The organism is Haloferula chungangensis (genome assembly GCF_042664875.1).
GTDB classification, from domain to species: Bacteria; Verrucomicrobiota; Verrucomicrobiia; order Verrucomicrobiales; family Akkermansiaceae; genus Haloferula; species Haloferula chungangensis.
The window spans coordinates 175,018-197,670 of sequence record NZ_JBHTBS010000004.1; the positions used below are offsets into that span (position 1 = coordinate 175,018).

General features: G+C 58.6%; 8 protein-coding genes. 3 read left to right on the forward strand and 5 right to left on the reverse strand.

The window, feature by feature from the left end:
• Window positions 1-32: 32 nt before the first annotated feature.
• Window positions 33-4,061, forward strand: a complete 4,029-nt coding sequence (locus tag ACFQY0_RS09860) for a protein kinase domain-containing protein (protein WP_379711794.1) — start codon at window positions 33-35, stop codon at window positions 4,059-4,061.
• Between the two features lie 57 nt (window positions 4,062-4,118).
• Here ACFQY0_RS09860 and ACFQY0_RS09865 read toward each other — a convergent pair whose 3' ends face one another.
• Together ACFQY0_RS09865 and ACFQY0_RS09870 are read right to left on the reverse strand one after the other, a co-directional pair.
• Window positions 4,119-5,579 carry a hypothetical protein gene (locus tag ACFQY0_RS09865; RefSeq protein WP_379711796.1) on the reverse strand — a complete coding sequence of 487 codons (1,461 nt, stop codon included), beginning with the start codon at window positions 5,577-5,579 and terminating at the stop codon, window positions 4,119-4,121.
• A gap of 113 nt (window positions 5,580-5,692) precedes the next feature.
• On the reverse strand, window positions 5,693-7,627 hold the full coding sequence (locus tag ACFQY0_RS09870; RefSeq protein ID WP_379711798.1) for a leucine-rich repeat domain-containing protein: 1,935 nt from the start codon (window positions 7,625-7,627) through the stop codon (window positions 5,693-5,695).
• A gap of 135 nt (window positions 7,628-7,762) precedes the next feature.
• On the opposite strand from ACFQY0_RS09870, the gene ACFQY0_RS09875 reads away from it, so the two are divergent.
• Both ACFQY0_RS09875 and ACFQY0_RS09880 read left to right on the forward strand, forming a co-directional pair.
• On the forward strand, window positions 7,763-8,338 hold the full coding sequence (locus ACFQY0_RS09875) for an ECF-type sigma factor (RefSeq protein WP_379711800.1): 576 nt from the start codon (window positions 7,763-7,765) through the stop codon (window positions 8,336-8,338).
• Between the two features lie 74 nt (window positions 8,339-8,412).
• Complete coding sequence (locus ACFQY0_RS09880) at window positions 8,413-13,665, forward strand: protein kinase domain-containing protein (protein ID WP_379711802.1); 5,253 nt, start codon at window positions 8,413-8,415, stop codon at window positions 13,663-13,665.
• 217 nt (window positions 13,666-13,882) lie between these two features.
• Here the strand turns inward: ACFQY0_RS09880 and ACFQY0_RS09885 are convergent, their stop codons facing one another.
• The 3 genes from ACFQY0_RS09885 to ACFQY0_RS09895 all read right to left on the reverse strand — a co-directional run bounded on the left by ACFQY0_RS09885 (window position 13,883) and on the right by ACFQY0_RS09895 (window position 22,643).
• The gene (locus tag ACFQY0_RS09885) at window positions 13,883-17,308 is read right to left on the reverse strand and encodes a choice-of-anchor Q domain-containing protein (RefSeq protein WP_379711804.1); all 3,426 of its coding nucleotides are present in this window, start codon (window positions 17,306-17,308) and stop codon (window positions 13,883-13,885) included.
• A 53-nt stretch (window positions 17,309-17,361) separates the two neighbouring features.
• Window positions 17,362-18,186, reverse strand: coding sequence for a sulfotransferase family protein (locus ACFQY0_RS09890; protein WP_379711806.1), 825 nt, complete (start codon window positions 18,184-18,186; stop codon window positions 17,362-17,364).
• Between the two features lie 353 nt (window positions 18,187-18,539).
• Window positions 18,540-22,643 (reverse strand): protein kinase domain-containing protein, encoded by a 4,104-nt coding sequence (locus ACFQY0_RS09895; protein ID WP_379711808.1) that lies wholly within the window; start codon window positions 22,641-22,643, stop codon window positions 18,540-18,542.
• Window positions 22,644-22,653: the final 10 nt, after the last annotated feature.

Consider the following 22,653-nt stretch of genomic DNA (forward strand, 5'->3'; position numbering starts at 1 on the left):
CGAAGAATCAAGGGACCCAACTCACACCGCGAATGACTGATCTTGAGATTTTCCACAATGCCCCGGCCGGAGCGACGGAGACGGAAATGTCTGCCTATCTCGACGAGGCTTGCGGGGAGGATGCGGACCTCAGGCAGAAGGTGGAGGCACTGCTGGCCATGGGTGAGAAGCAGGATGATTTTCTTGAAGACGTTCCGTTGCAGGGTAGTTCATTCGCCGCGCGAGAGGCCACGATGGTCGAGGGACCGGGTGATGTGATTGGAAACTACAAGCTCTTGCAGGAACTCGGCGTGGGTGGATTCGGAACGGTCTTCATGGCGGATCAACTGCGGCCGGTGAAGCGGCGGGTCGCCTTGAAGGTGATCAAGCTGGGCATGGATACCCGGCAGGTGATCGCGAGATTCGAAGCCGAGCGTCAGGCGTTGGCGATGATGGACCATCCCAACATCGCAAGAGTCTTCGATGCTGGAGCGACCGACACAGGACGGCCGTTTTTTGTGATGGAGTTGGTGCGGGGAGTTCCGATCACGGCGTTTTGTGAACAGCACACGCTCGATCGCGAAGCGCGTCTGGAGCTCTTCATCGAGGTTTGTCGCGCGGTCCAGCATGCCCACCAGAAGGGGATCATCCACCGTGACCTGAAGCCCAGTAACGTGATGGTGACGATGCACGATGACCGCGCGGTTCCCAAAGTGATCGACTTCGGGGTGGCGAAGGCAACTCAAGGTGAACTGACGGACAAGACCTTGTTCACGCGCTATGAGCAGTTCATCGGCACGCCCGCCTACATGAGCCCAGAGCAGGCCCAGCTGAGTGGCCTCGACATTGATACCCGCAGCGACGTCTACGCGCTCGGCGTGTTGCTCTACGAATTACTCACGGGGACCACGCCCTTTGATTCCAAAGAACTCGGGGCGATCGGGCAGGATGAAGTGCGACGGGTCATCCGGGAAAGGGAACCTCCGAGGCCTTCTACCCGGGTCAGGACCCTCGATCCGGAGTCGCTCACCGGTCTGGCCGAAGGACTCCGAGAGGATCCGGAGCAGATCGGGCGGGGACTGCGCAACGATCTCGACTGGATCGTGATGAAAGCCCTCGAGAAAGACCGCATGCGTCGCTATGAGACGGCAAATGCGCTTGCGAGAGACGTGCAACGACACCTCGACGATCAACCGGTGGAGGCGAGTCCTCCCTCGATGAGCTATCGCTTGCAGAAGCTCGCACGGCGAAACCGGAAGATCATCGCAGGGACTGCGGGCATCGCGACCTTGCTTCTCGTCGGCAGTGTGGTGAGCACGGTGTTGGCGATCAATTACAAGGAGGCCGAACGACTGGCCCTCACCGAGGGGCAGGCGGCGGAGGGAGCCCGCAAGGATGCCGAGGCGGCTCGAGACAAAGCAGCTGCAGATGAATTGGTGGCGAACCTGCGCTTTGTCGAACAATTGTTAGAAGGTGAAAATCAAGCCTTGGGAGTGGCGCATCTCGCCAAGCTGCAGCGGGAGAATCCCGGGGATCCGGTCATCACGAATCGGCTGGTGGCGGCGCTGAGCCAGAAGTCTTTTCCGAGGATGTTGGTTCCACCGATGATGCATCCCCATCGGCGGCGTAGTATCACGGTCCTGAGCGAGGACGGAAACTTGGTTTTGACGGCCGGAGGAAAAATGGCCCAGGTCTGGGATGCCCGCACGGGTCAACCGCTTGGCGAAACGATGACGGTCGTTGGGGAAGACAGTTTGATCGCCCACGCCTCCTTTGATTCATCCGGCAACCGAGTGCTCGTCTCGGGAGGCGCGCTGCAAGATGGTTTCGCGCAAGTTTTCGACTGGGCCTCCGGTGATCCGCTTTGGGAAAGGATTCGTGGTAAAGGGCTCATTGAGTTCTCCTGTTTGAGTCCTGACGGGCAGTGGGTCTTGACGGGGATGCAAGGAGGAAAGGCAGCGGTCTGGAATGCGGAGACCGGCTTGCTGCAAGCGGAATACACCCACGCCTATCTCAATCCTTCGTTGTCCCGTTCCATCGTTGGCGGGCAATTTGGACCGGATAGCAAAAGGGTCGCCACTTGTGACCTTGGAGGGACGGTGGCCATTTGGAGTTTTGCGGACGGGAAGGCCGAGCTTGTCCGACCTACGTTCAGACCGACAGAGGTTCGCAGTGCGCAATTCAACGGGCGTGGAGACCGGATTGTGACCTGGTCTGACGATGGTGTGGTCGAGCTATGGAGCGCCACCGATGACAACAAGCTCGGTCAAAGCAGCAAGCAAGGCGGCAAGATCGTAGGAGTCGAGTTCAGTCCGGACCCAGAAGGGAAGAAAATCCTGACGGCATGCGCCGATGGAACGACGCGAATTCTGGATGGTGTGACGGGGGCTCAGTTGGGAGCTCCGATCCAGCACGCCAGCGAGCTCAATTGGGTAACCTGGCATCCCAGAGGTGACCGCTTCATCACGGTGACCGTCGATGGCGATTTTCAAGTTTGGGATCTTGCGACACGCCAACCGGTCGGAGCGCCTTTCATCATATCGGGTCGGTCTCCGACGGCTTCTTTCAGTCCGGATGGAACACGGCTGATCGTCGGGAGTGGACGTGCCGTCCGGATTCTGGCGGCTCCGGCTGCGGATTCGTCCGGAGTCTTGTTGCATCACTACAAGGGGAAGGAATGGCAGGATTGGGATGGATGGATTTGCAATGCCGACTTCGATGCCAGTGGTAAGCGACTGGTGACCGGTGGATCTGACGGAGCAGTGAGAGTCTGGGACAGTCGTAACGGAAGGCTGGAGGCGAATCTCGGCGGTGGGGTTCGGATCATGGAGGTCCGAATCAGCCGCGACGGATCCAGGGTCCATGCCGTGACTCAGGCTCGTGGTCTTGTTGAGACCAAACTCGGCTCCGCGGGAGCATGGCAGCCGCTGACCGATCACCGGACGAATCAAGCTGGAGTCTTCATGAATACCATCGCTCTCAGTCCGGACGAGGACAGCTCCCGTGTTGCCGGGGTGCGTTATTTGAACGGGACCGCAATTTTGGCCAACGCCCTAACCGGTGAAACCATCCGTCACGAGCTGAGGCACGGAGCCGGTCAAAATATTCGCTTCGTTGCCTTCAGTCCAGGTGATGGTCGGCTGTTGTCGGTCGCCAACGACGGGGTGGAAAGCACGCTTCGTTGGTGGGATCCCGACTCGGGGGAGTTGGTGGACGAATGGTCGGTCGACGGCGTGGTCGACGGCTGTCGGTTCAATCCGGATGGCACCCGCCTCGTGCTTTGCAACGACGCAGGAAGTTCCGTTTGGGACGTCAGTGAGGAGCGCATGCTCTACAAGGTGCCTCATCCTACCGATTGGAGCGAACTGACACCCGATCCGAATTCCTGGTCGATCTTCACGGCGGATGGAAAGTATTTGGTGACCTGGTCCAGTGACGGGACGGCCCGGATGTGGAAGGCGGAAACCGGCGAACCGCACGGTCCTCCCCTGCGCCACCGGCAAGCCGTTAGCTGGGTTTCATCGGATTCGGACGGGCAACGACTCGTCACGGCATCCTATGATGGCACGGCCCGGGTGTGGGACGTCGCGAGTGGTCTACCGCTCAGCGAACCGCTCCCCCATCGAGCCCGCGTACACTTCGCCGAGTTCAGTCCCGACGGCAGTCAGGTGGTGACAACTGCAGGCGACGCCACGGCTTGCATTTGGACCATTCCCGAACCGCCGGAGGGATCCGCTCCGCCGTGGTTGGCAAGCTGGGCGGAAGCGGTGATCGGGACCCAAATCGATGAGTTCGGAAATGCGGTCGAAGTGCCATGGGACGAGCGCCAGAATGTGAAGAAGATCGCTTTCGCAGACCAAAGCGAGGCAGCGAGTTATTATGTGAACCTTGTGGAGTGGTTTTACGATGAAGACCCGGATCGCCGGCCCAATCCCTTTACTAATCTAACACGCAAGGAATACGCCGAGAACCTTGTCAAACAAGGCACCCGCCCCAGCCATCTTGAGGGGCTCCGAATCGATCCGACACATCGGGAGGAACTTCGGCGGCTCCGAAAGAAGGTGATCCAAGAGAAGAAGTAAAAGACCGGTGATTCACTCACGAATCGCTGGCAGCCAGTCGATTGAGATTCGGCGGAGTCATTCGATTTTGCGCACTCGATAAAAGCCCTGGTTCAGATCGAGGCGATCCGGATCGGTGTCTTGATAGCGGTGCGATGAAGTGGTGGCGGAGAGACTGGTGGCGATCTCGATCCAGCTTTCCGCGGCGAGGGTTTCGCTGAATTCAACGGAGTAGGAGTTTCCTGATTCTGAATTCCAGTCGATCGTGATGGCATCGGAGGTCCGCGTGAATTGCGTGATCTGCAGTGGGGCCGGTGGTGGCGTGGTGGTGATCTTGAAATTGACACCAGCCCAGATCTTGTCGAGATCCCGGGTCGGTTCAGATCTTCGGGGATCGAGGAGTCCTTCATTGCTGAAGAAGGCCTTGAACGAGGCGAGGAAGAAGTTGGGGTCCAGAGCGAGACCTCCATTCGGGTCCTTGATCACTTCGTCCACGTGGGGCCAATCGGCATAACGAACGATGCTGTAGGAGGTCCCGGCCGTGAGTTTGATCGGCGTGGCGAGGGTGGCGTAGCGGAAGTGGCTGTCAGGATCGAGGGGGGCGTTGTGCGCCAGGGTGTGAGAGCCGAGGAGTTCTCCGGAGCGGGTATCATAGATGCCGAAAGGGTAGGAGGCATTCAGCCCGTCACCCTGGTGGTCGTAGTAGCCAAAGTCGGTGACCCAGAGATCGGTATGAGGAATGATATCGAGGCCACTGACTTCTCCCGCGAATCCGAAATCAGGAGGGATGACTCCATTGAAGGTGATTTCGCTTGGAGTCTGTGGCAGAGAAAAACTCGCGGCGGGAGTGGGCTCGGAATGGCTTTCGACCACCCCGTAGTAGGGAGTGCTCCCCACTGCTTGGAACTTGAAGTTGGCGCCGTAAAAACAGACCCGCGGAATGCCGCTGTAGTAGATGGTTGTGGGGAAGGTCTGGGGGGTGGAGGTGCCCTTGCCGCGGTAGGTGACGAAATTGATCAGAGGGGCGACGGTCACCTCACCGTCCATCGATTCGGCGGGGACGATGAAAGGATCGAACTCTGGACCGGAGTCGTAGCCAGCCACGCAGTAGGACTCGCCGGCAGTGAGTCGGATCGGCGTGGTCAGCGGCTGGTAGCGGAAGTTGCTGGCGGGGTCGATGGGGGTCGTATTGCTGATGGTCGCGGAGGCGAGCAGCGTTTGTGATGAGACCTTGTAGAGGCTCACAGGGTGGCTGCGAAGGAAGCCATCTCCCTCGTGGTCGTAGTAGCCGAGAGCACTGAGTTTGATATCCACTACGGGAATAAACTCGAATCCGTCGACTCCTTGTTCAGTGCTCGCAAGTTGTGTGTTTTCGGTCAGCACGAAGACATCCGAAGTGAACTCGACGGCGGTTTGTTCCTGAGCTGAGGCAGGCAGGAGGGAGAGGATCGCAAGAGCAAGGACGATCCGGGTTCGCACTGCTGAGCCCGCCGCAGGGGGTCGGGTGTCAGGCTGGTTCGGATGGGAAGAAGCTGTCATGATGGGATTGGTGGTTGATTGGTTCATTGGGTTCGGATCGTTTTGATCATTGAGTCCGTATTGGCAGACGCGTGGAAATCCGGCGGATGGCGTCAGGTTTTTTTCGCCAAAGATCAGTTCTCGACGACGAGGCGCAGGAAGCAGCTTGAGACATCACGGGAGACCGAGGCCGTTTGCGTGCCATCTGGGGCGAGCGGCGAGTAAAGTACGCCTTCAGTCGTCCAGTTCCGCAGGTCAGTGCTGGTCTCGACGGTGTAGGTAATGCCGGGACTGGCTGCGTGGAATGTCATCCCTAACGAACTGCCATCGAGCACAGGGGCGGGCATCTTGCTCTGGAGGTTTTGAGTCGGGTCGAGATCAAGGGCATAGGCCATCAGCAGGCTCACGCCGTCGCCATTGAGGTCCTGTTTGAGGTCGGTGTCGTATGGGAGGCCGTGAGAGACGAGCCAGGGGGCGGCGGAGCAGGCGCGCTCGTCAATGCGTACCGTTGGGTAGCCGTTCCATGTCGGTGAGGTGAAGCCGGTGCTGCAACTCAGGTAGTAGATGGTGAAACCCGGCGCGGTGTTAGCGAAGGTGTTCTCGTTGAAGGTGGGGGCATCGCCAAGGAAGACGGCTGAATGCAGGCTTGTGCAGTCCTCGAAGGCCCCGGCGAGATCTGGCTCCCAATAGAATCGCGAATTTCCGATGGAGGTCACGCTGGTGGGGATCGTCACGGTCGTCAGGGCCGAGCACCCCTGGAATGTTTCGGATCCGATGCGGGTGATTCCATCAGGCAATTGAACGCTTGTGAGTTGGCTGCTACCCTCAAACGCCCCTTGGCCGACGTAGGAGGGGTCTCCCGCAGCGAACAACAGTGAGCGTGACTGCATCGAGGTGACACTGTCCGGAATGGTGTATCCTCCCGACCTCCCTGCTGGGTACAGGATCAGGATTGTTTTGTTCTTATTGAAGACAATGCCGTCGAGACTGCTGTAAACCGGATTCAGTCCGTCCACCTCGATCGAGGTTAGGCCGGTGCAGCCGGAGAAGGCGTATTCACCGATGGAGGTGACTCTGTCCGGGATGGTGAGGGATGTTAGGCCAGTGCAGCCGCGGAAGGCGTATTCACCGATGGAGGTGACGCTGTCCGGGATGGTGAGGGAAGTCAGGCCAGTACAGTTTGAGAAGGCGTAGTCGCCGATGCTGGTGACGCTGTCCGGGATGGAGAGGGATGTTAGGCCAGTGCAGCCGTAGAAGGCGGAACCGCCGATGCTGATGACGCTGTCCGGGATGGTGATCGAGGTGAGGCCGGTGCAGCCGGAGAAGGCGGAACCGCCGATGGAGGTGACGCTGTCCGGGATGGAGAGGGAGGTGAGGCCAGTGCAGCCGGAGAAGGTCCCGGAGTGGATGACCGTGACACTGGCCGAGATAGTGAGGAACGTGAGGCCGGAGCAGCCGGAGAAGGCCCGAGAGCTGATGCTGGTGACGCTGTCCGGGATGGTGAGGGAAGTGAGACCGGAACATTTAAAGAAGGCTTGATCGTTGATGAAGGTGACGCTGTCGGGGATGGTGACGGAGGTGAGGCCGGTGCAGCCGGAGAAGGCCGAAGAGCCGATGCCGGTGACGCTGTCCGGGATGGCGAGGGAAGTGAGGCCGGTGCAGTCGTAGAAGGCGTAGCGGCCGATGGAGGTGACGCTGTCAGGAATGGAGAGGGAAGTGAGACCGGAGCAGCCGTAGAAGGCGTATTCACCGATGGAGGTGACGCTGTCCGGGATGGAGAGGGATGTTAGGCCGGTGCAGCGGGAGAAGGCGTAGGCGCCAATGCTTACCACCGGGAACCCATCGATCTCCGCTGGGATTTCGGCGGAACCGGTGGCATCTAGGGGATAGTCGGAGATGGTGACTTCTCCGGAGTTCACCTCGTAGGTGAAGAGGTCGGACTGCTCCGCGAGGAGCGGGGATGTCGAGAGGGATAGGAAGGCGAGAAGCACGAAAGCATATGCCCTTTGGAGGCGCGCTCCAGTGATCGTTTGAATTTCTGGTCGTGGTGGGGAGAAAGAATGGTTCATTTTGATTTCAGTGTTTGAGTCCTTATTGGCAGACGCGTGGAAATGCGGCGGATGGCGTCAGGATTTTTGATCTTTTTTGTTCGGAGCTTCTAAAATCCTCGGTCAGGGTGAGGGTTGAACTTGGAGGAAAATGAAATGGACGATGTAACCCGGATTCTTGACGCCGTTGAGCGAGGTGAGACTCAGGCGGCTGAGGAGCTTCTGCCTCTGGCCTACGAAGAGCTGCGCCGGATGGCCGCCAGCAAGATGGCGGCGGAGCGAGGCAGTCATACCTTGCAAGCGACGGCCTTGGTACATGAGGCCTACGTGAAGATGTTAGGGCCGGAGGGCGAGGGACGCAGTTGGCGCGGCAAACAGCACTTCTTTGCCGCAGCGGCGGAGGCCATGCGGAGAATCCTCATCGACCGTGCGCGGAAAAAGCAGACCAACAAGAGAGGTGGAGACCCGGTGCGGACAACTTGGAATGAAGCGAAGTTTGCGAGCGAGTTGCCAAGCGATGAGATTCTAGCGGTTGATGATGCTCTGGCAAAGATGGAGCAACAAAATGCCGATCTCGCGAAGCTGGTGAAGCTGCGATATTTTGCGGGATTGAGCATCGCAGAAACGGCTACGGCGCTCGGCGTGTCAGAGAGCAGCGTCGATCGCTCATGGCGAGGGGCACGCGTCTGGCTATTCCGTGAAATCTCGAATTCGAGAAATCGTGAACCCTGAGTCGCTCAGCAAATTGAAATAGTTGACGTCGTCATGAAGGGTTTCGCGCGTATTGGGTAATGAAGGATGATTCGATGAGGGATGTAGAAATTTTTCTTAATGCGCCGAAAGAGACTTCATCGGAAGAGCTTGCGGACTACCTGGATGCGGCATGCGGCGGGGACCGAGAGTTGCGGGCGCAAGTGGAAGAACTTATCGAAGCCGAACGTGGAGTCGGTGATTTTATGCATGCGACGCCGCTTGAAGTAGCTGCGGAGGAAAGACCGGGCGCACTGATCGGCAATTACAAGCTGCTGCAGGAAATCGGCGCGGGCGGCTTTGGGACGGTTTACATGGCAGAGCAACTCCGCCCGGTGAAACGACGGGTGGCCTTGAAGATCATCAAGCTCGGGATGGATACCAAGCAGGTGGTGGCACGATTCGAAGCGGAGCGCCAAGCCCTCGCCATGATGGATCATCCTAACATCGCGAAGGTGCTCGATGCCGGTGCCACCGACACGGGCCGCCCCTATTTCGTGATGGAACTGGTGCGGGGAATTCCGATCACGGAATACTGCGACGAGAACCAACTGAGCGCGAGGGAGCGTTTGTTGCTGTTTCGCGAGGTCTGCCGGGGAGTGCAGCATGCCCACCAGAAAGGCGTCATCCACCGCGACCTCAAACCGACCAATGTGCTGGTCACGATGCATGACGACAAGGCGGTGCCGGTGATCATTGATTTCGGGGTGGCGAAGGCGACTCAACAGGATCTCACCGACATGACGATCTTCACGCGCTTCGAGCAGTTTATCGGAACGCCAGCCTACATGAGTCCCGAACAAGCGCAGATGAGTCGGCTGGATGTGGATACGCGCAGTGATATCTACGCGCTCGGGGTATTGCTCTACGAACTGCTGACCGGCACCACTCCCTACGACGCCGCAGAGCTTGCGCGTGCTGGACAAGACGAAGTGCGGCGGATGATTCGGGAAGAGGAGCCTCCCAAGCCATCCACCCGTGTGAACACGCTCGGGGATGCCGCTCGCACCGATCTAGCAAAACGCCACCGCGAGGCACCGGACCGGCTGGGGAGCAGGCTGCGTGGTGACCTCGATTGGATCGTGATGAAGGCGCTCGAAAAGGATCGCACGCGCCGTTACGAGACGGCCAACGCCTTCGCGGAGGATGTCCGACGTTTCCTCGAGGATGAACCGGTGATCGCGGTGGCTCCAAGTGCGGCCTATCGTTTCCGAAAGTATGCGCGTCGAAACCGGGCCGCTTTGACTCTGGTTTCCAGCATCGCGGCGGTGCTGGTGGTCGGAAGCGTGGTGAGTACGTTGATGGCGATCAAAGCGACCACGGCCGAAAGGTTGGCGAAGGAACAAGAGACCGTGGCGAAGGGTGCTGAGAGCGAAGCTAGGGAGGCCAGAGAGGAGGCTGATCGTAGGGGAATGGTATTGCGATTGCAGATTGCGGAAGCGGACCTCGCGCGTGGAGATTCGGCGCGCGGAGTGGCCCGGTTGGCGCAGATTGTTGAGAACGATCGACACAACCGTGTGGCGGCGGGGCGACTTCTGTCCGCGCTCACCCAGCGCGATTGGCAACATCAGCTCGCACCAGTGATGACGGTCGGGGGCAAGGTCGCCACGGCAGCTGAGTTCATTCCGGCCGAAAACCAAACTGATCATGATCAAATCGTCCTAGGAGGGAGTGACGGGGTGGCTCAGATTTTTGATTTGGAAGGCAAGCGAGAGGGGCTTCCCATGGACACCGGGTATGACAACGATAAGGTCGTCATCGCAGTCAGCCCGGATCGCAAATTGATTGCGGTCTGTTGCGGCCCGAATCTCGGAGTGTGGGAGCGAAAGTCAGGGAAGCTGATGTTCCCAATCTTGAAAATCCCCGGGGTTCTCGAAGCATTTCAGTTCCTCGAGTTTAGTCCCGACTCCAAATGGGTTTTGACGGGGGGAAATTACAGACGCCCGATGGTGATTCATGCGGTTTCCGGCGAACGCATGGCCTACGAAGACGGCTCACCGCACGCAGAGGCCGAACTTCTGGATGGCATGTTCAGCTCGGATGGACGCATGGCCGTGACCGGCAGCAACGCAGGCGTGGTACAACTCTGGAAAATCGATGTCGAAAAACGGACCATCAGTGCTCTTGCCGACCCCTTGTATTTCGCGGGTGGAGTTTGGTCGGTGAAGCTGAGCCGCGATGATCGTCGCCTGGTCGCAGGTTCGAATGACGGTACGGCCAAAATTTGGGAGCTCCCCGATTTTGAGAAAGATCCGGAAGGTCGTCCCCAGCCTATCGGGTCTCCGCTCCGACATAAGGATCGGGTGACCTATGTGGAGTTCAGTCCCGACCCCGGGAGTGAGCGTGTGCTGACGGCGTCTACGGATGGAACGGCGAGGATTTGGGACGCCGGAAATGGGAGGCAAATCGGCGAAGCTCTCGAGCATTCCAACTGGATCTTTCAGGCGAGCTTCACTCCGGATGGCAGCCGCATCATCACCGCATCGCGGGACGGGAAAGCCCAAGTGTGGGACGCCGAAACCGGGAGGCCGCTCGGCGAATCATTCTACCACTCGGCAGGAGTCGACCGCGTGCGGATCACTCCGGATGGGACCAAGATTCTTACTGCGGGAAATGACGGCTTTGCCCGACTCTGGCAGATGCGCCCGACTCAGCCTCGCTCCATGATTTTCAGGCATCGCATCATGCCCCAATGGTTCACCTATGGGGGAAGCGTCAGGGCGCAATTCATGCCGTCCGGAAAGCAACTGATCACGGGTGCCCTCGACCATGCCCCCAAGTTGTGGGATCTCAGCAATGGGAACATGCTCACGACACTCCCCCAGCCTCTTGTCAGCGCTCTCAGCATCAGCCCCAACGGCAACCAGGTGGCCATGGCGACTTATTCGGAGCACTACAATCGATCGACACTCTGGACTTTCCTAGGGCCGGTGGACGGCGAGTCCCCGATTTCAAAGATCGGCAAGGAGATTCCCATGGGGGTGTCAGGAGCACTCAGATTTAGCCCGGACTCGGCGAATTCTCGGCTCCTGAGCACTCATGGGCCTAAGCTCCAGGTTTGGGATTCAAAATCGGGGACTTTACTTCGTTCCATCGAGCACCCGGACCAGGTCACGGTCGCCGACTTTGTTCCTCCGCTTGGTGACTTTGTAGTAACCGGTTGCGATGATGGAGTGGTTCGCATGTGGAATGTTAGAAACGATGATGTCGCGCCGATTGAACTGGGGCGTCACACGACATTCCAATATGGAATGATCGACGTCAGTCCCGACGGTCGGTATGCCGCGACCTGTGGGTGGGGTGGAGCCGCCCGCGTCTGGGACCTGAAAAATCCCACCCATATGATTCCCCCGTTGCCACATGCAGGACGAGTCATGGCAGTCGCCTTTGGCCCGAAGCCAGAAAACTCCCATCTGCTGGCAACCGCCGTCGATGATGGAACGGCCTACTTTTGGGACTACAAAGCCGGGAAACGGGTCGGAGTCCCGATGAATCACGCCAACGTGATTCGGAGTATTCGTTTCAGTCCCGACGGTATGCGGGTGGTGACGGCTTCCTATGATAAGACTTGCCGAATCTGGGATGCTCCGTCGGGACTGGCCCTCAGTGAGCCGCTTCGTCACGACGAATCCTGTCTCTATGCCGAATTCAGTCAGGATGGAAACAAGCTTGTCACGACGGGCTTCGATGGGACTGCACGAGTTTGGGATGTGCCTCCCGCGCCGGTTCCCGCACCAGAATGGATCGGCGATTGGGCGAGGGCTGCAGTGGGAGTGCGGATGACCGAGGATGAGAATGTGGAACCAGTGGATTGGGATGCGCGAAGGGCTTTTCGTAAGCGGATCAGCTCGCTGGAAAAGAGTGTCTATCAACGATCGGCAGAGTGGTTCTATCAGGACCCCGAGATTCGTCCCATCACCCCGTTCACCGACTACACCTTGCAGGATTACATTGCCGCCCGGATCTCGGAAGGAACCGCCGCCAGTCTCCAAGAGGCGGCTCTGGTTTCTCCTCGGAATGCGACAGAGCTAGGGAAGCTCGCAAAGCGTTTGGTCGGGTTCGATAAGGAAACTCCATTTCGAGCCGACTTCCGCGTCGGGGAAAAGCTGAAAGCACTGACTGATGTTCTCAATCTCCACGAGCAGTTGGCAGGACCGCATGCTCCGTCACCCATCGAGCTGAAAGTGAAAAGGGCTTGGGTTCTCAAGACTCTGGGACGCCTCGAGGAGGCTGCTGCCGAGTTGCTCGAAAGCGCAGAAATATCAGCAAAAGAACTCGTAACGGACAGGACATGGACGGGCGAACGATTTCGCGCTGCCGGTCAACTCTATCGAGAGATGGGTGAGCTCGATCGGGCGCTCCATTGCTTTGATCAAGCCCTGAAGTGGTTTCCCGATTCGAGCGAGTCACCGGACAACAACGCGCTGGATGTTTTGGCGGGGAAGTCGGGCATTCTCGAACGTCTCGGGAGACAGGCTGAAGCCATTGCCATCCGGGAAAGGTTAGCGTGTCTGCGAACCGAGATCCAAGGTCCCGACGATAAGAAGACGCTCATGACTCGAGCATGGCTGGCCAAACAATATGATTTGGCCGGAGATCACAAGGCAGCCCTCGAGCACCGAAAAGCGATTGTGGAGGCGTGGAAAAGGAAGGCCGTAGAGAGTGGCGAATTGCGCATCGCGACGAGAAATATGTTAGAGTCAGCCTTGCTCGCCGAAGACTGGGCGCAGGCTCGAGAGCTGCTGGAAGAACTCGTCGCCGGTGAGGAAGAGATGGTGTCCAGCAACTGGCTGAAACTGGCTGTGCTCCATCTCAAGACCAAAGACCAGAAAGCCTATCAAGATCTGTGTCGCCAGATGCTCGACCGTTTCAAAGATGCGAGTGATTCGGTCACTCAGGAGCGCACTGTGAAGACCTGCAGTGTGGGGTCGCTTCCCAGTGTAATGAGAAAAGAGGTCGTTGCATTGGCCAAGCGGCTTCCTGAGGGTGACGAGAACGCGGGATGGAATGCCTTGGCACGCGGAATGTCTGAGTATCGCGCAGGGAACCATGCCGAGGCGATCAAGTGGCTGAAGGTGGCGGAGGGAACAGAGTTGTGGCAGGTGAACGGCTTAGGCCTTGCCTATATCGCGATGGCCCTTGCCGCAGACGAGAAGGAAGCCGCGCAGATGCATTTCGAACAAGCCGTGGTTCTCCTTGGCCAGGCCCAGCAGCGCCAACCGAAACCGGAATGGGAAGTGTTAGCCCTCATGGAACTTGCCTTGGAGGAAGCGAAGGTCGTTCTGGAAAGACAGCAAGGTGAGGATTGATTGAATCGTTATCATTTTTGACCCGTTTCGACTCTAGATGACTCATGGAAAATAAGAGGCGACCGGATGGCCTTCGCAGAACCCACCAGGTTCTGTCGCGAGTCCACGCATGACAAAAATTTTGGACGAAGGAAAGCAGCCGCCTCATCCGGAGTGGACTGGACCCTTCGCTAAATCAGCGCCGACCGATCCGCGGTAGAGGCTAACGCACAGGTGTTCACTCGTCGTTGGCCAGAATGGTTTTGAATCGATAGAACGCGCCGCCGCTGGGTGGTGCCAAGTCGGTGATAGTGAGTCCATTGGCAGTGGATTCGATATCGATCGGGTTGTCTTCGAAGTCGAAGTGGGTGCTGCCGTCGAAGCGGTAGATTTCCTCGAAGGTGACAAGATCGGTGGTGCGTTCGAGCATCCACAGGGTGCCCAGCGCGGCGGCGTCCGAAATGCCGAAACTGAGGACTGGCTGCCCCTCGGAGTTGAAGGTCGGTGCGAGCAAGTTGCGCGAGCTGTTAGCGTCTGCTAGAAAAGGATCGGTACCGAGGGCCTGTTCGACGCCATAGGCGTTGCCGTCGCCATCGCTGTCGGTGTCGAAGACGAGGGACAGGTCCGACGAGCCTTGGTACTCGACCGCACCCATATCGGGGACGCCGATGTGGGCGAAGCCGCGCTGGTCGGTGCTGAGACCGGTCGTGGTCCCGGCATTGATCACCGGAGATCCCGGGAACGGCAGCATGGTCCAGGTCGGCCCGCCGTTGTCGGCGAGCGGGGCGAGCATCGGATCGATATCGGTAAGGTTGTTCAGGTTTAGCTTGGCTTCGTCGAGACGGGCCCCGCTGCTGTTTCCGATCAAGGAGTGAGAGAGACTAAGGCTGCTGGCCGGATTGTCCGGAGACATAAGATCGGGAGAAGAGTCGCTGGCAGAATTTCCAGCGACTATGGAGTTGGTGAGAGCGATGGCTCCGGAGGAGGTTTGAATTCCGCCGCCAAATGCGGAATATCCTGCGGCGGAGTTCTCGCTGAGAGTGGAGTTGATGAGTGTTACCTCTCCCTGCCAATTACTGATGCCGCCGCCATAAGCATAGCCCCAACCACCAGATTCTGTCGCGGAGTTCCCGTTGAGGGTGGAACGGGTGAGGCTGATGGCTCCGGAGTTGGTGCAAATTCCGCCGCCAAATGCGAAATTTCCTGCGGCGGAGTTCTCGCTGAAAGTGGAGTTGGTGAGCGTTACCTCTCCCCACCGGGTATTGATCCCGCCGCCATATGCGTAATACCCTGCGGCAGAGTTCTTGCTGAAGGACGAGTTGGAAAGTGTTACCTCTCCCGACCCGGTATTGACACCGCCACCATCAGCGTAAGCTCCTGCGGCAGAGTTCTCGCTGAGGGTGGATTTAGTGAGGGTCACGACTCCCGTCCGGGTGTTGATCCCGCCACCATAGGCATAATCTCCTGTGGCGGAGTTTCCGCTGAGGGTGGAGTCGCTGAGAGTCACGGCTCCCGACCGCGAGTGGATCCCACCTCCGTAGCCATAGGATTCTCCCGTGGCGGAGTTCCCACTGAGAGAGGTGTTGGTCAGAGTCACTGCCCCAGCATCCGACGAAATTGCACCGCCGTTAGAGAAACGTCCCGAGACGGAGTTTCCGCTGAGAGTGGAATCGCTGAGGGTGAGCTCCCCGCTGGACTCAAAGAGGATCCCGCCTCCACGTGCCTCACTACGACTCCCACTCACTGCAACTTTTCCATTGCGGAGGGAAAGTCCGATGAGGGCAAGATCTCCCTCGGGCGCGGTGAAGTGCATCACGCGCGATTTTTGGTCGGCGTCGATGATGGGAGCTACAGTAAGACCGGAGGCATCAATCGTGAGGTCGTAGGTGATGACGAGTTCACCTTGGGTGAGGGTGAGGACTTCCCCCGAAAGCTCATCGCTGAAAAAGACTTCGTGGGTGTCCGGGCTCTCGTTGGCCAGGGAAATGGCTTCTCGAAGAGTGAGATTGCCTTCGGAGAAGTCCTCATCCGTGACATCATTGGCATTGGAGACGAACACGGCGGCGCTGCGCTCAAAGGCCCCGATGTCGCTTCCGCTGCCCCCGGCTGCATTGGAAACGAATGGGTTGTCAATACGAGGAAAACCGCGTTGGTCGGGTCCGGTGGCGTTTCCTTGATCGATGGCCGGACTGCGTGGATCGAGCGCGTGGGTTTGGGTCGGCCCGCCGTTGTCGGCCAATGGCCCAAGCAGCGGGTCGACATCCGTGATGTTGTTCAGGTTCACCTTGGCTTGGTTGAGACGAACACCGCTGCTGTTTCCAATGAGGCAATGGGAGACTTCCAGATTATTGGCCGGATCTGCCGGAGGCTTGAGATCGGGAAAGGAACCGCTGGCTGAGTTTTCAGCGACGATGGAATTGGTAACCTGCAGTCTTCCATTGCTCTGAATTCCGCCGGCGCTACCGGCTGAGTTTTCACTAACCGTAGAACTGGTGAGAATGACTGCGCCCAGCACGAAGGAGTAGATTCCCCCGCCATCGCTTTCGTTGCCGATCGCGGCGTTCCCGCTAAGAGTGGAGTTTGTGATAGTCACGCTGCCCCGCGAGAATTGGATTCCCCCTCCCCGACTCCTATCACCGCTCGCGGAGTTTCCACTAATGGTGGAGTTTATGATGGTCGCGGTGCCCTGAAAGAAGTTGATCCCGCCGCCACTGCTATTATGATCGCCGGTGGCGGTGTTGTCACTCAAGGTGGAGTTAATAAGAGTTACGGCACCCGTATTCGAGTAGATCCCCCCACCATAGCTAGAACCGCCGGTGGTGGAGTTACCGCTGAGGCTGGAGTCGGTGAGGGAGATCGCTCCAGTGGATGAGAAGATTCCACCGCCATAGCCATAGGCTTGAAATCCGCCTGCAGAATTCTTGCTGAGGGTGGAGTCGGTAAGGGTGATGGCTCCATAGGCGCTGTGAATTCCGCCCCCTGTCGCGGAGGAATAATATCCTCCCCGAACGATGCATCCACTGAGGGTGGAAGCCCTGAGGGTGAGTTCCCCTCTTGAATCAAAAAGGATCCCTCCGCCTTCCGCATATCCAGAATCATCCTCGTCTGTCACCATGCCATTGCGAAGGGTGAGATGGGTGAGTTCGAGATTGCCCTCGGGGGCGGTGACGTTGATTAGGCGCGACTTTTGATCGGCGTCGATGATAGGGGCCTCTGCCAGGCTCGAAGCATCGATGGCGAGATCGTCACTGATGACGAGTTCGCCTTGCGCGAGAGTGAGGACTTCTCCGGAAAGTTCTTCAACGAAATCGATGGTGTCGGGGCCGGGTGATTCATTCGCGGAATGGATCGCTTCGCGCAGTGTGAGCTGGCCGTCGTCTGCGGCGGAGATATCGGAAGCCGTCGTGACGGTGAAGGTCTCGGCCTGCGCGACGGCGGGCAGCCAGAACGCGAAGGCGAGCGCGCCGAAGGCGGTTCGCATTCGCTTGAAGAATGCGAAGAGCGAACGGGACTGACGACGGCGCTGAGAGGTGAAGCAGTGGGTGATGAATTTCCAGTAGCGCAATGACTGCTGCGCGCGGCGGCGGAGAGCGCGGCATTGAGTGCGGGAGGGAAGGACACTGCGGCGACGGCAGGAATGTTTCTTGGCAGAAGTGGTGCTCATGTCTGCAGGGGGGTGTGGAGGTGCGTGGTGAAGGATTTTGAGGAGACCGGCGGTCAGGATGATTTCTGCTCGGCCACGATGCGGAAGGCGGGGGAGTCCGGTAGATCGTGCCAGAAGGCCATCTTCGCGTAGCGCTCGAAGAGGTCGGGCGGGAGGATGGTCTTGCGCGGCCTCGGCGCGACCTTGGAATGGACCCGGTGGAGGCCATCGAGCCCGAGCTGGGTGTCGAAGACCGGGGAGTCGAACTGGACTTTGGCAAAGTCGTGATCGAATGGCTCTTCTTCAAGAAACTGATAGAGTAGCTTCATGACCTCGGCTGGGCGGGCGGTGAGCAGGTCGTAGTCGACGAGGACAAGCCGGTCGGCGAAGTCCGAGTAGCAGGCTTCGCGCAGGGCATGCCACGGAAAACCCACCATGCGATCGGCGTGGGCGAGCGCGTCGAGCCGGGTGTAAACCGTGGAGCGCTCGGCGGGGCTGTTGAACAGGCGGGTGTGCTCGAAGGCGTTTTCCCGGAATTTGCGTTCCATGGAATCCATAATCCAGCTCACGTTGCGAACCAGGCAGATGATCTTGGACTCTGGAAACAGTTTCATCAGAGCCGGAAGCTGGGCGGTCCAAGTGCGGTTGGTATCAAAGATGACCTCCTGATCGGTATCGGCGTAGTAGTTTTCAAACAGCCCCTTGAGAATCCGGGCGCGTTGCTCCTGGGTGACCATGCTGGACATCTCCGTGCCGGCGGAAACCTTCGAGATGATGCCGTCCATCAGACCTGCGACCGGACTGGAAATGCCGGCATGGAAGCGCGGGTTCTGGCGAAGCAGGGCGGAAGTGAGGGTGGAGCCGGAACGTGGCAGGCCGGAGATGAAGTGGAATTTCATGGAGGTTCTTCTTTAGGATCTGATAGCTGGGCCCCGAATACAGGGAATGATGTGTTCTGCTTGCCCATGCGCAATCGGCGGCAAAAACCCGTCAGAAAATCGGAAATTTTTTCCTGGGAGTTGCGCCGTCCAGCGGGAGGACTATTTGATCGGGTGGGCCCAGGGCTGGGTTCGTCCGCTAGAAAGGTCCTGGTTTGGATTCAGTCCCCGGAGGACTGTTCCCTTATGTACTCCATTCTGTAGCGCGACCCTGGATCTAAGAGGAGGGCGGCCTACTCGGCGAAACAGACGGCACCAACGCCATTTTCACCAGTCTCCTGAACGAACTGTGACGCGATCCTTGCTCACTTCTTTCAGTTCCCGTGCGACTGGCCGATGGGGATCGCCAGTGATGGATCCGCGGGGTTGTCCCGCGCGAACCGGTGGTGCAAGCGAATGGGGTCGTCGATCGGAACGAATAGCCGTAACTGGGCCGTGTTCTTGGCGGGGTGGTCTCTCACTTCGACGATGAAGTCGTGCCAACCCGGATTGAGTTTGCGCGATATTTCCGCTGTAACAGGCTCTTCGGCTTGTGCTGGATCAGTATCGAAAATTGGTTGATCGCCGTGCCAGACACGCAATGGACTGTCGCCATCGATCAAGATTTCAAGGCGTCGCGTTTCGGCGAGATAGAAGCGGGTGGCGAAGAAGCCGCGTCCTGGATTTGATGATTCGAGAAGCTTGTCCACAGGAAGCACTCCATCCGCATCCGGATCGACGGGCTTCCACGGACCGACCTCGTCTGAAGCTTGAGTGGGCGGGGGGAACGAGGGCGCGTTTCCATTCGGGGCACCGATGGTCCCTGAATACTGCCACCACCCAGCATGAAACCAGGGAGGATCCTCCGGCGTGCGAAAACGAAGTAGCGCCGAATCCGCATGTTGCGCAACCATGCTCCAGTCGCGGTTTGCCAATGCCAGCTCGGCGAGTCTGAGGGACTCGATCAATTGGCCAGGACGGGCATCCCAGATGTAGGCGTTTCGAGTTCCGACGCCGTCCGGATTCCCGTAGCCGCCGCTGGTAATCATCGTTCCGTCAGGACTCCAGGAGAATCCCTCGGCAGATCTGGATCTGCCATCTTCCCCTTCAGGGACCGGAATCCGAAGAACCTCCCCACCTGTTTGGGTATTCCAAATGCGCATCGTTCCATCGTTAGCTGAAGAAACCATTCGAGTGCCATCGGGGTTCCACTCCAGCTCCTGAACTGCCGCCGTGTGGCCGTTCAGTATCATAACGGTTTCCCACGTCTTGATATCCCACACCCGGATCGTGTGATCATTCGAGGCGGAAGCGAGACGACTGCCGTCGGGACTGAGGGCGACCCAGTTTACCAATGATTGGTGTCCCTCGATTTTTCTGAGAAACTCGCCATCCCTGGCGTTCAGCAACTCCAGCGCGCCTCCACTCGCGGTCGTAACAATGATCTCACCATCGATCCATGTTCCCGTCTTGTTTGGAGGAACTTGTGTTAGGCTCCAAATTTCTTCGAGATTCGGAACGCTATACATGGAAAAACGGCGATTTTTGCCGCCCTGCACCGTGAAGAGGCGATGGTTGTCCGGGCCCCATTCCACTTTCCGAACGGGATATTGGGGAACCTGTGCCAGCACCTTCCCATGGTTTTCGTCCCAGAGTTCGAGGGTCATGTCTCGGGCGATCGCCAGCTTGGATCGGTCCGGACTCCAGTCCGCGCTGGCATGCAGGTAGTCGCTCCACCAGAACTCCAACATCGATGTGAGTCCGGGCCCCTTGCGATTCCAGCCGACCGTCAGAGGGGCATTGGGTTCCAGCCGATCCGGAGGAGTCCAAGTTGCCGACCGAACTCCAAAAGGAGTGGCCTTTCCAATGGTGATTGGCCCGTCCTGCGGCTTCGCCGTCCAGATGCGGATCGTGCTATCCGTCGCTCCTGAAGTTGCGATCCATTCTCCGTCGACACTCCAGGCGATGTTCCCGTTCTGGGCCAGACCGGTCGGCTGATGCCGCTCGATATCGCCGCCGAGATTCCAAATCCGAATGTAGCGCTCCATGCTTTCTGCCACCAATTGACCGTTGGGGGACCAGTCGGTGCCATAGTTGTGGCCTCCAAAATGATTCAATTCCTCCAGCGTCTCCGCATCAACGATGACCCCTCGAGCAATTCGACCATCTGGCGTCTGTCCACTCAATGCGATGCTGCCGCTGCCGCCGTCCCAATCCAGCCCACCTTGCCAAATAAGGTGGAACATGGTCTCCGACACAACCTTCAAGGTTTCGGTATCAATAATGCGAACGATTCGGTCATCGCTTCCTTCGCCGCCATCCAGAAACGTCAGGGCCATGCGGGTGGCGTCCTTGTTCATGGCGATGGAGTCCAAGTCGTCCTCGGAGGCCAGATAGCTCCGAGTTTCCTCACCTGTTAGAGCATCCCAGAACCGAATGTGATTCGGGCCTGCTGTGACGAGTGAGTCCTCATTGCCCCCCCATTCAAGGTCCGTCAACTGATCTGGAATCGCAAAGGATTGAATCAGGGATCCATCGAAAGTCCTGTAGCTGCTTACCACTCCATCGGACCATCCGACGGCAAGTCGCTCTCCGTCCAGACTGAGCGCGACTTTCCTGTATTGGCACCCGTCCCGGTCGATCAGCACGAGTCTCCGCATGCTAGGGAAATCCCAAATCACGACGACGGGGCCTCCTGCGGCAAGAAGCCTTCTGCCGTCCGGAAGCCACTTGATCTTGGGATTGATTCCGACTCCATCTGGGACCGGGAGATGGAAGCGGAAGGTCTCGCGCTCTACGGAGGACTGGGAGTAATACCATTCCCAGCCCCTGAGATCCGGAGCGCCATCGCGGGGGACCCACTTGTCTGTCAGCCCCCATACGGTAGGCGAATGGATGGGCCCTAGCATCGCGGAGGCGACTCTGAGCATGTCGGAATCATAGACCTGGTGGCGATTCTCTTCGGCTCGTTTCTCAGCAAGCTTCCGAGCCTCTTCCGAGCGGCTTCGCTCGAAATTGGCTTCGTCCGTCTTATTCTTCGCCACCTCGAGCAGTTGCGTCATGGCGTCTTCCGCGCGCCTCGCTCGAATCGCCTGCCAGGTGCTGACGATACTCCCGACCAGGAGGGTAGCGATCAGGAGTGTGGATACCACAAAGGAACGCCGGTGTCGCCGGGCGAACTTGCGGAACTTGTAGGCGGTGCTCGGTGGCGTTGCCGAGACCGCTTCGTCGGAAAGGAAGCGCCTGATGTCGACGGCCAGACTGTTGGCGGTCTCGTAGCGGCGGGTTCGATCCTTCTCCATTGCCTTCATCACGATCCAGTCGAGGTCGGGTTCGACCAGGCGGTTCAATTTGTCGGGATCAATGTGATGGCTCTTGGCTATGAGAACGCGCTCTTCTCCAGGAACCGTGCTCAGGCGTGAGGAAGGTTTGGGCGGATCTTCTTCCCGGATGATGCGGCGCATCTCGTCATAACCGGCGGAGAGCAGGGTCTTTGGATCGAAAGGCTGCTTTCCGGTTAGAAGTTCGTAGAGCAGCACGCCGAGAGCGTAGATGTCGCTGCGGGTATCGATGTCAACCGCACTGAGATTCGCCTGTTCGGGAGACATGTAGACCGGCGTGCCGACGAACTGCTCGAAGCGGGTGAAGAGGGTCTTGTCGGTGAGTTTGCCCTGGGTGGCCTTGGCAACGCCGAAGTCGATGATTTTCACCACCGGCTTGTCGGCGTAGAGGGTGATCATCACATTCGAGGGCTTGATGTCGCGATGGATGACGCCCTTCTGGTGCGCGTGCTGGATGGCGGCGCAGACATCACCGAACAGTGTCAGCCGTTCGCTCGTTCCCAGCCCGACCTCGTCGCAGTACTCGGTGATCGGGATTCCCTTGACCAACTCCATGACGAAGTAGGGCCGCCCGCGATCGGTGGAACCTGCGTCGAAAACCTTCGCAATGTGGGGGTGATCCATCATCGCCAGTGCCTGCCGCTCGGCCTCAAACCGGGCGACGACCTCGCGGGTGTCCATGCCCAGTTTGATCACCTTCAAGGCGACACGGCGGGTGACGGGCTCGGTCTGTTCCGCCATCCAAACGGTGCCGAAGCCGCCCTCACCGATTTCCTGGAGCAGCTTGTAACGTCCGATTTGCTCACCTTCTTCTTCGGGTTTCAGTTTTGCGATGAGCTCTGCGACATTCGGGTCCAGGGTATCGTCATCGTGGACTCCGTCGGCATGCAGCGCTGCGATGTGGGCCTTGATCTCTGCCTGAAGGGAATCTTCACCGCCGAAAAAAGCATCGGCACTATCGGCGTCGACGAGCATGCGCTGGATCTCCAGACGGAGCTCGGCGTCATCATCACAGACCTCGGCGAGATAGGCTTCCCGAGCTGTTGCTTCGAGGCCGCGGGCATGGTCGAAGATGTTATCGATCTTTTCCGATTTCATTCTAGAGAGA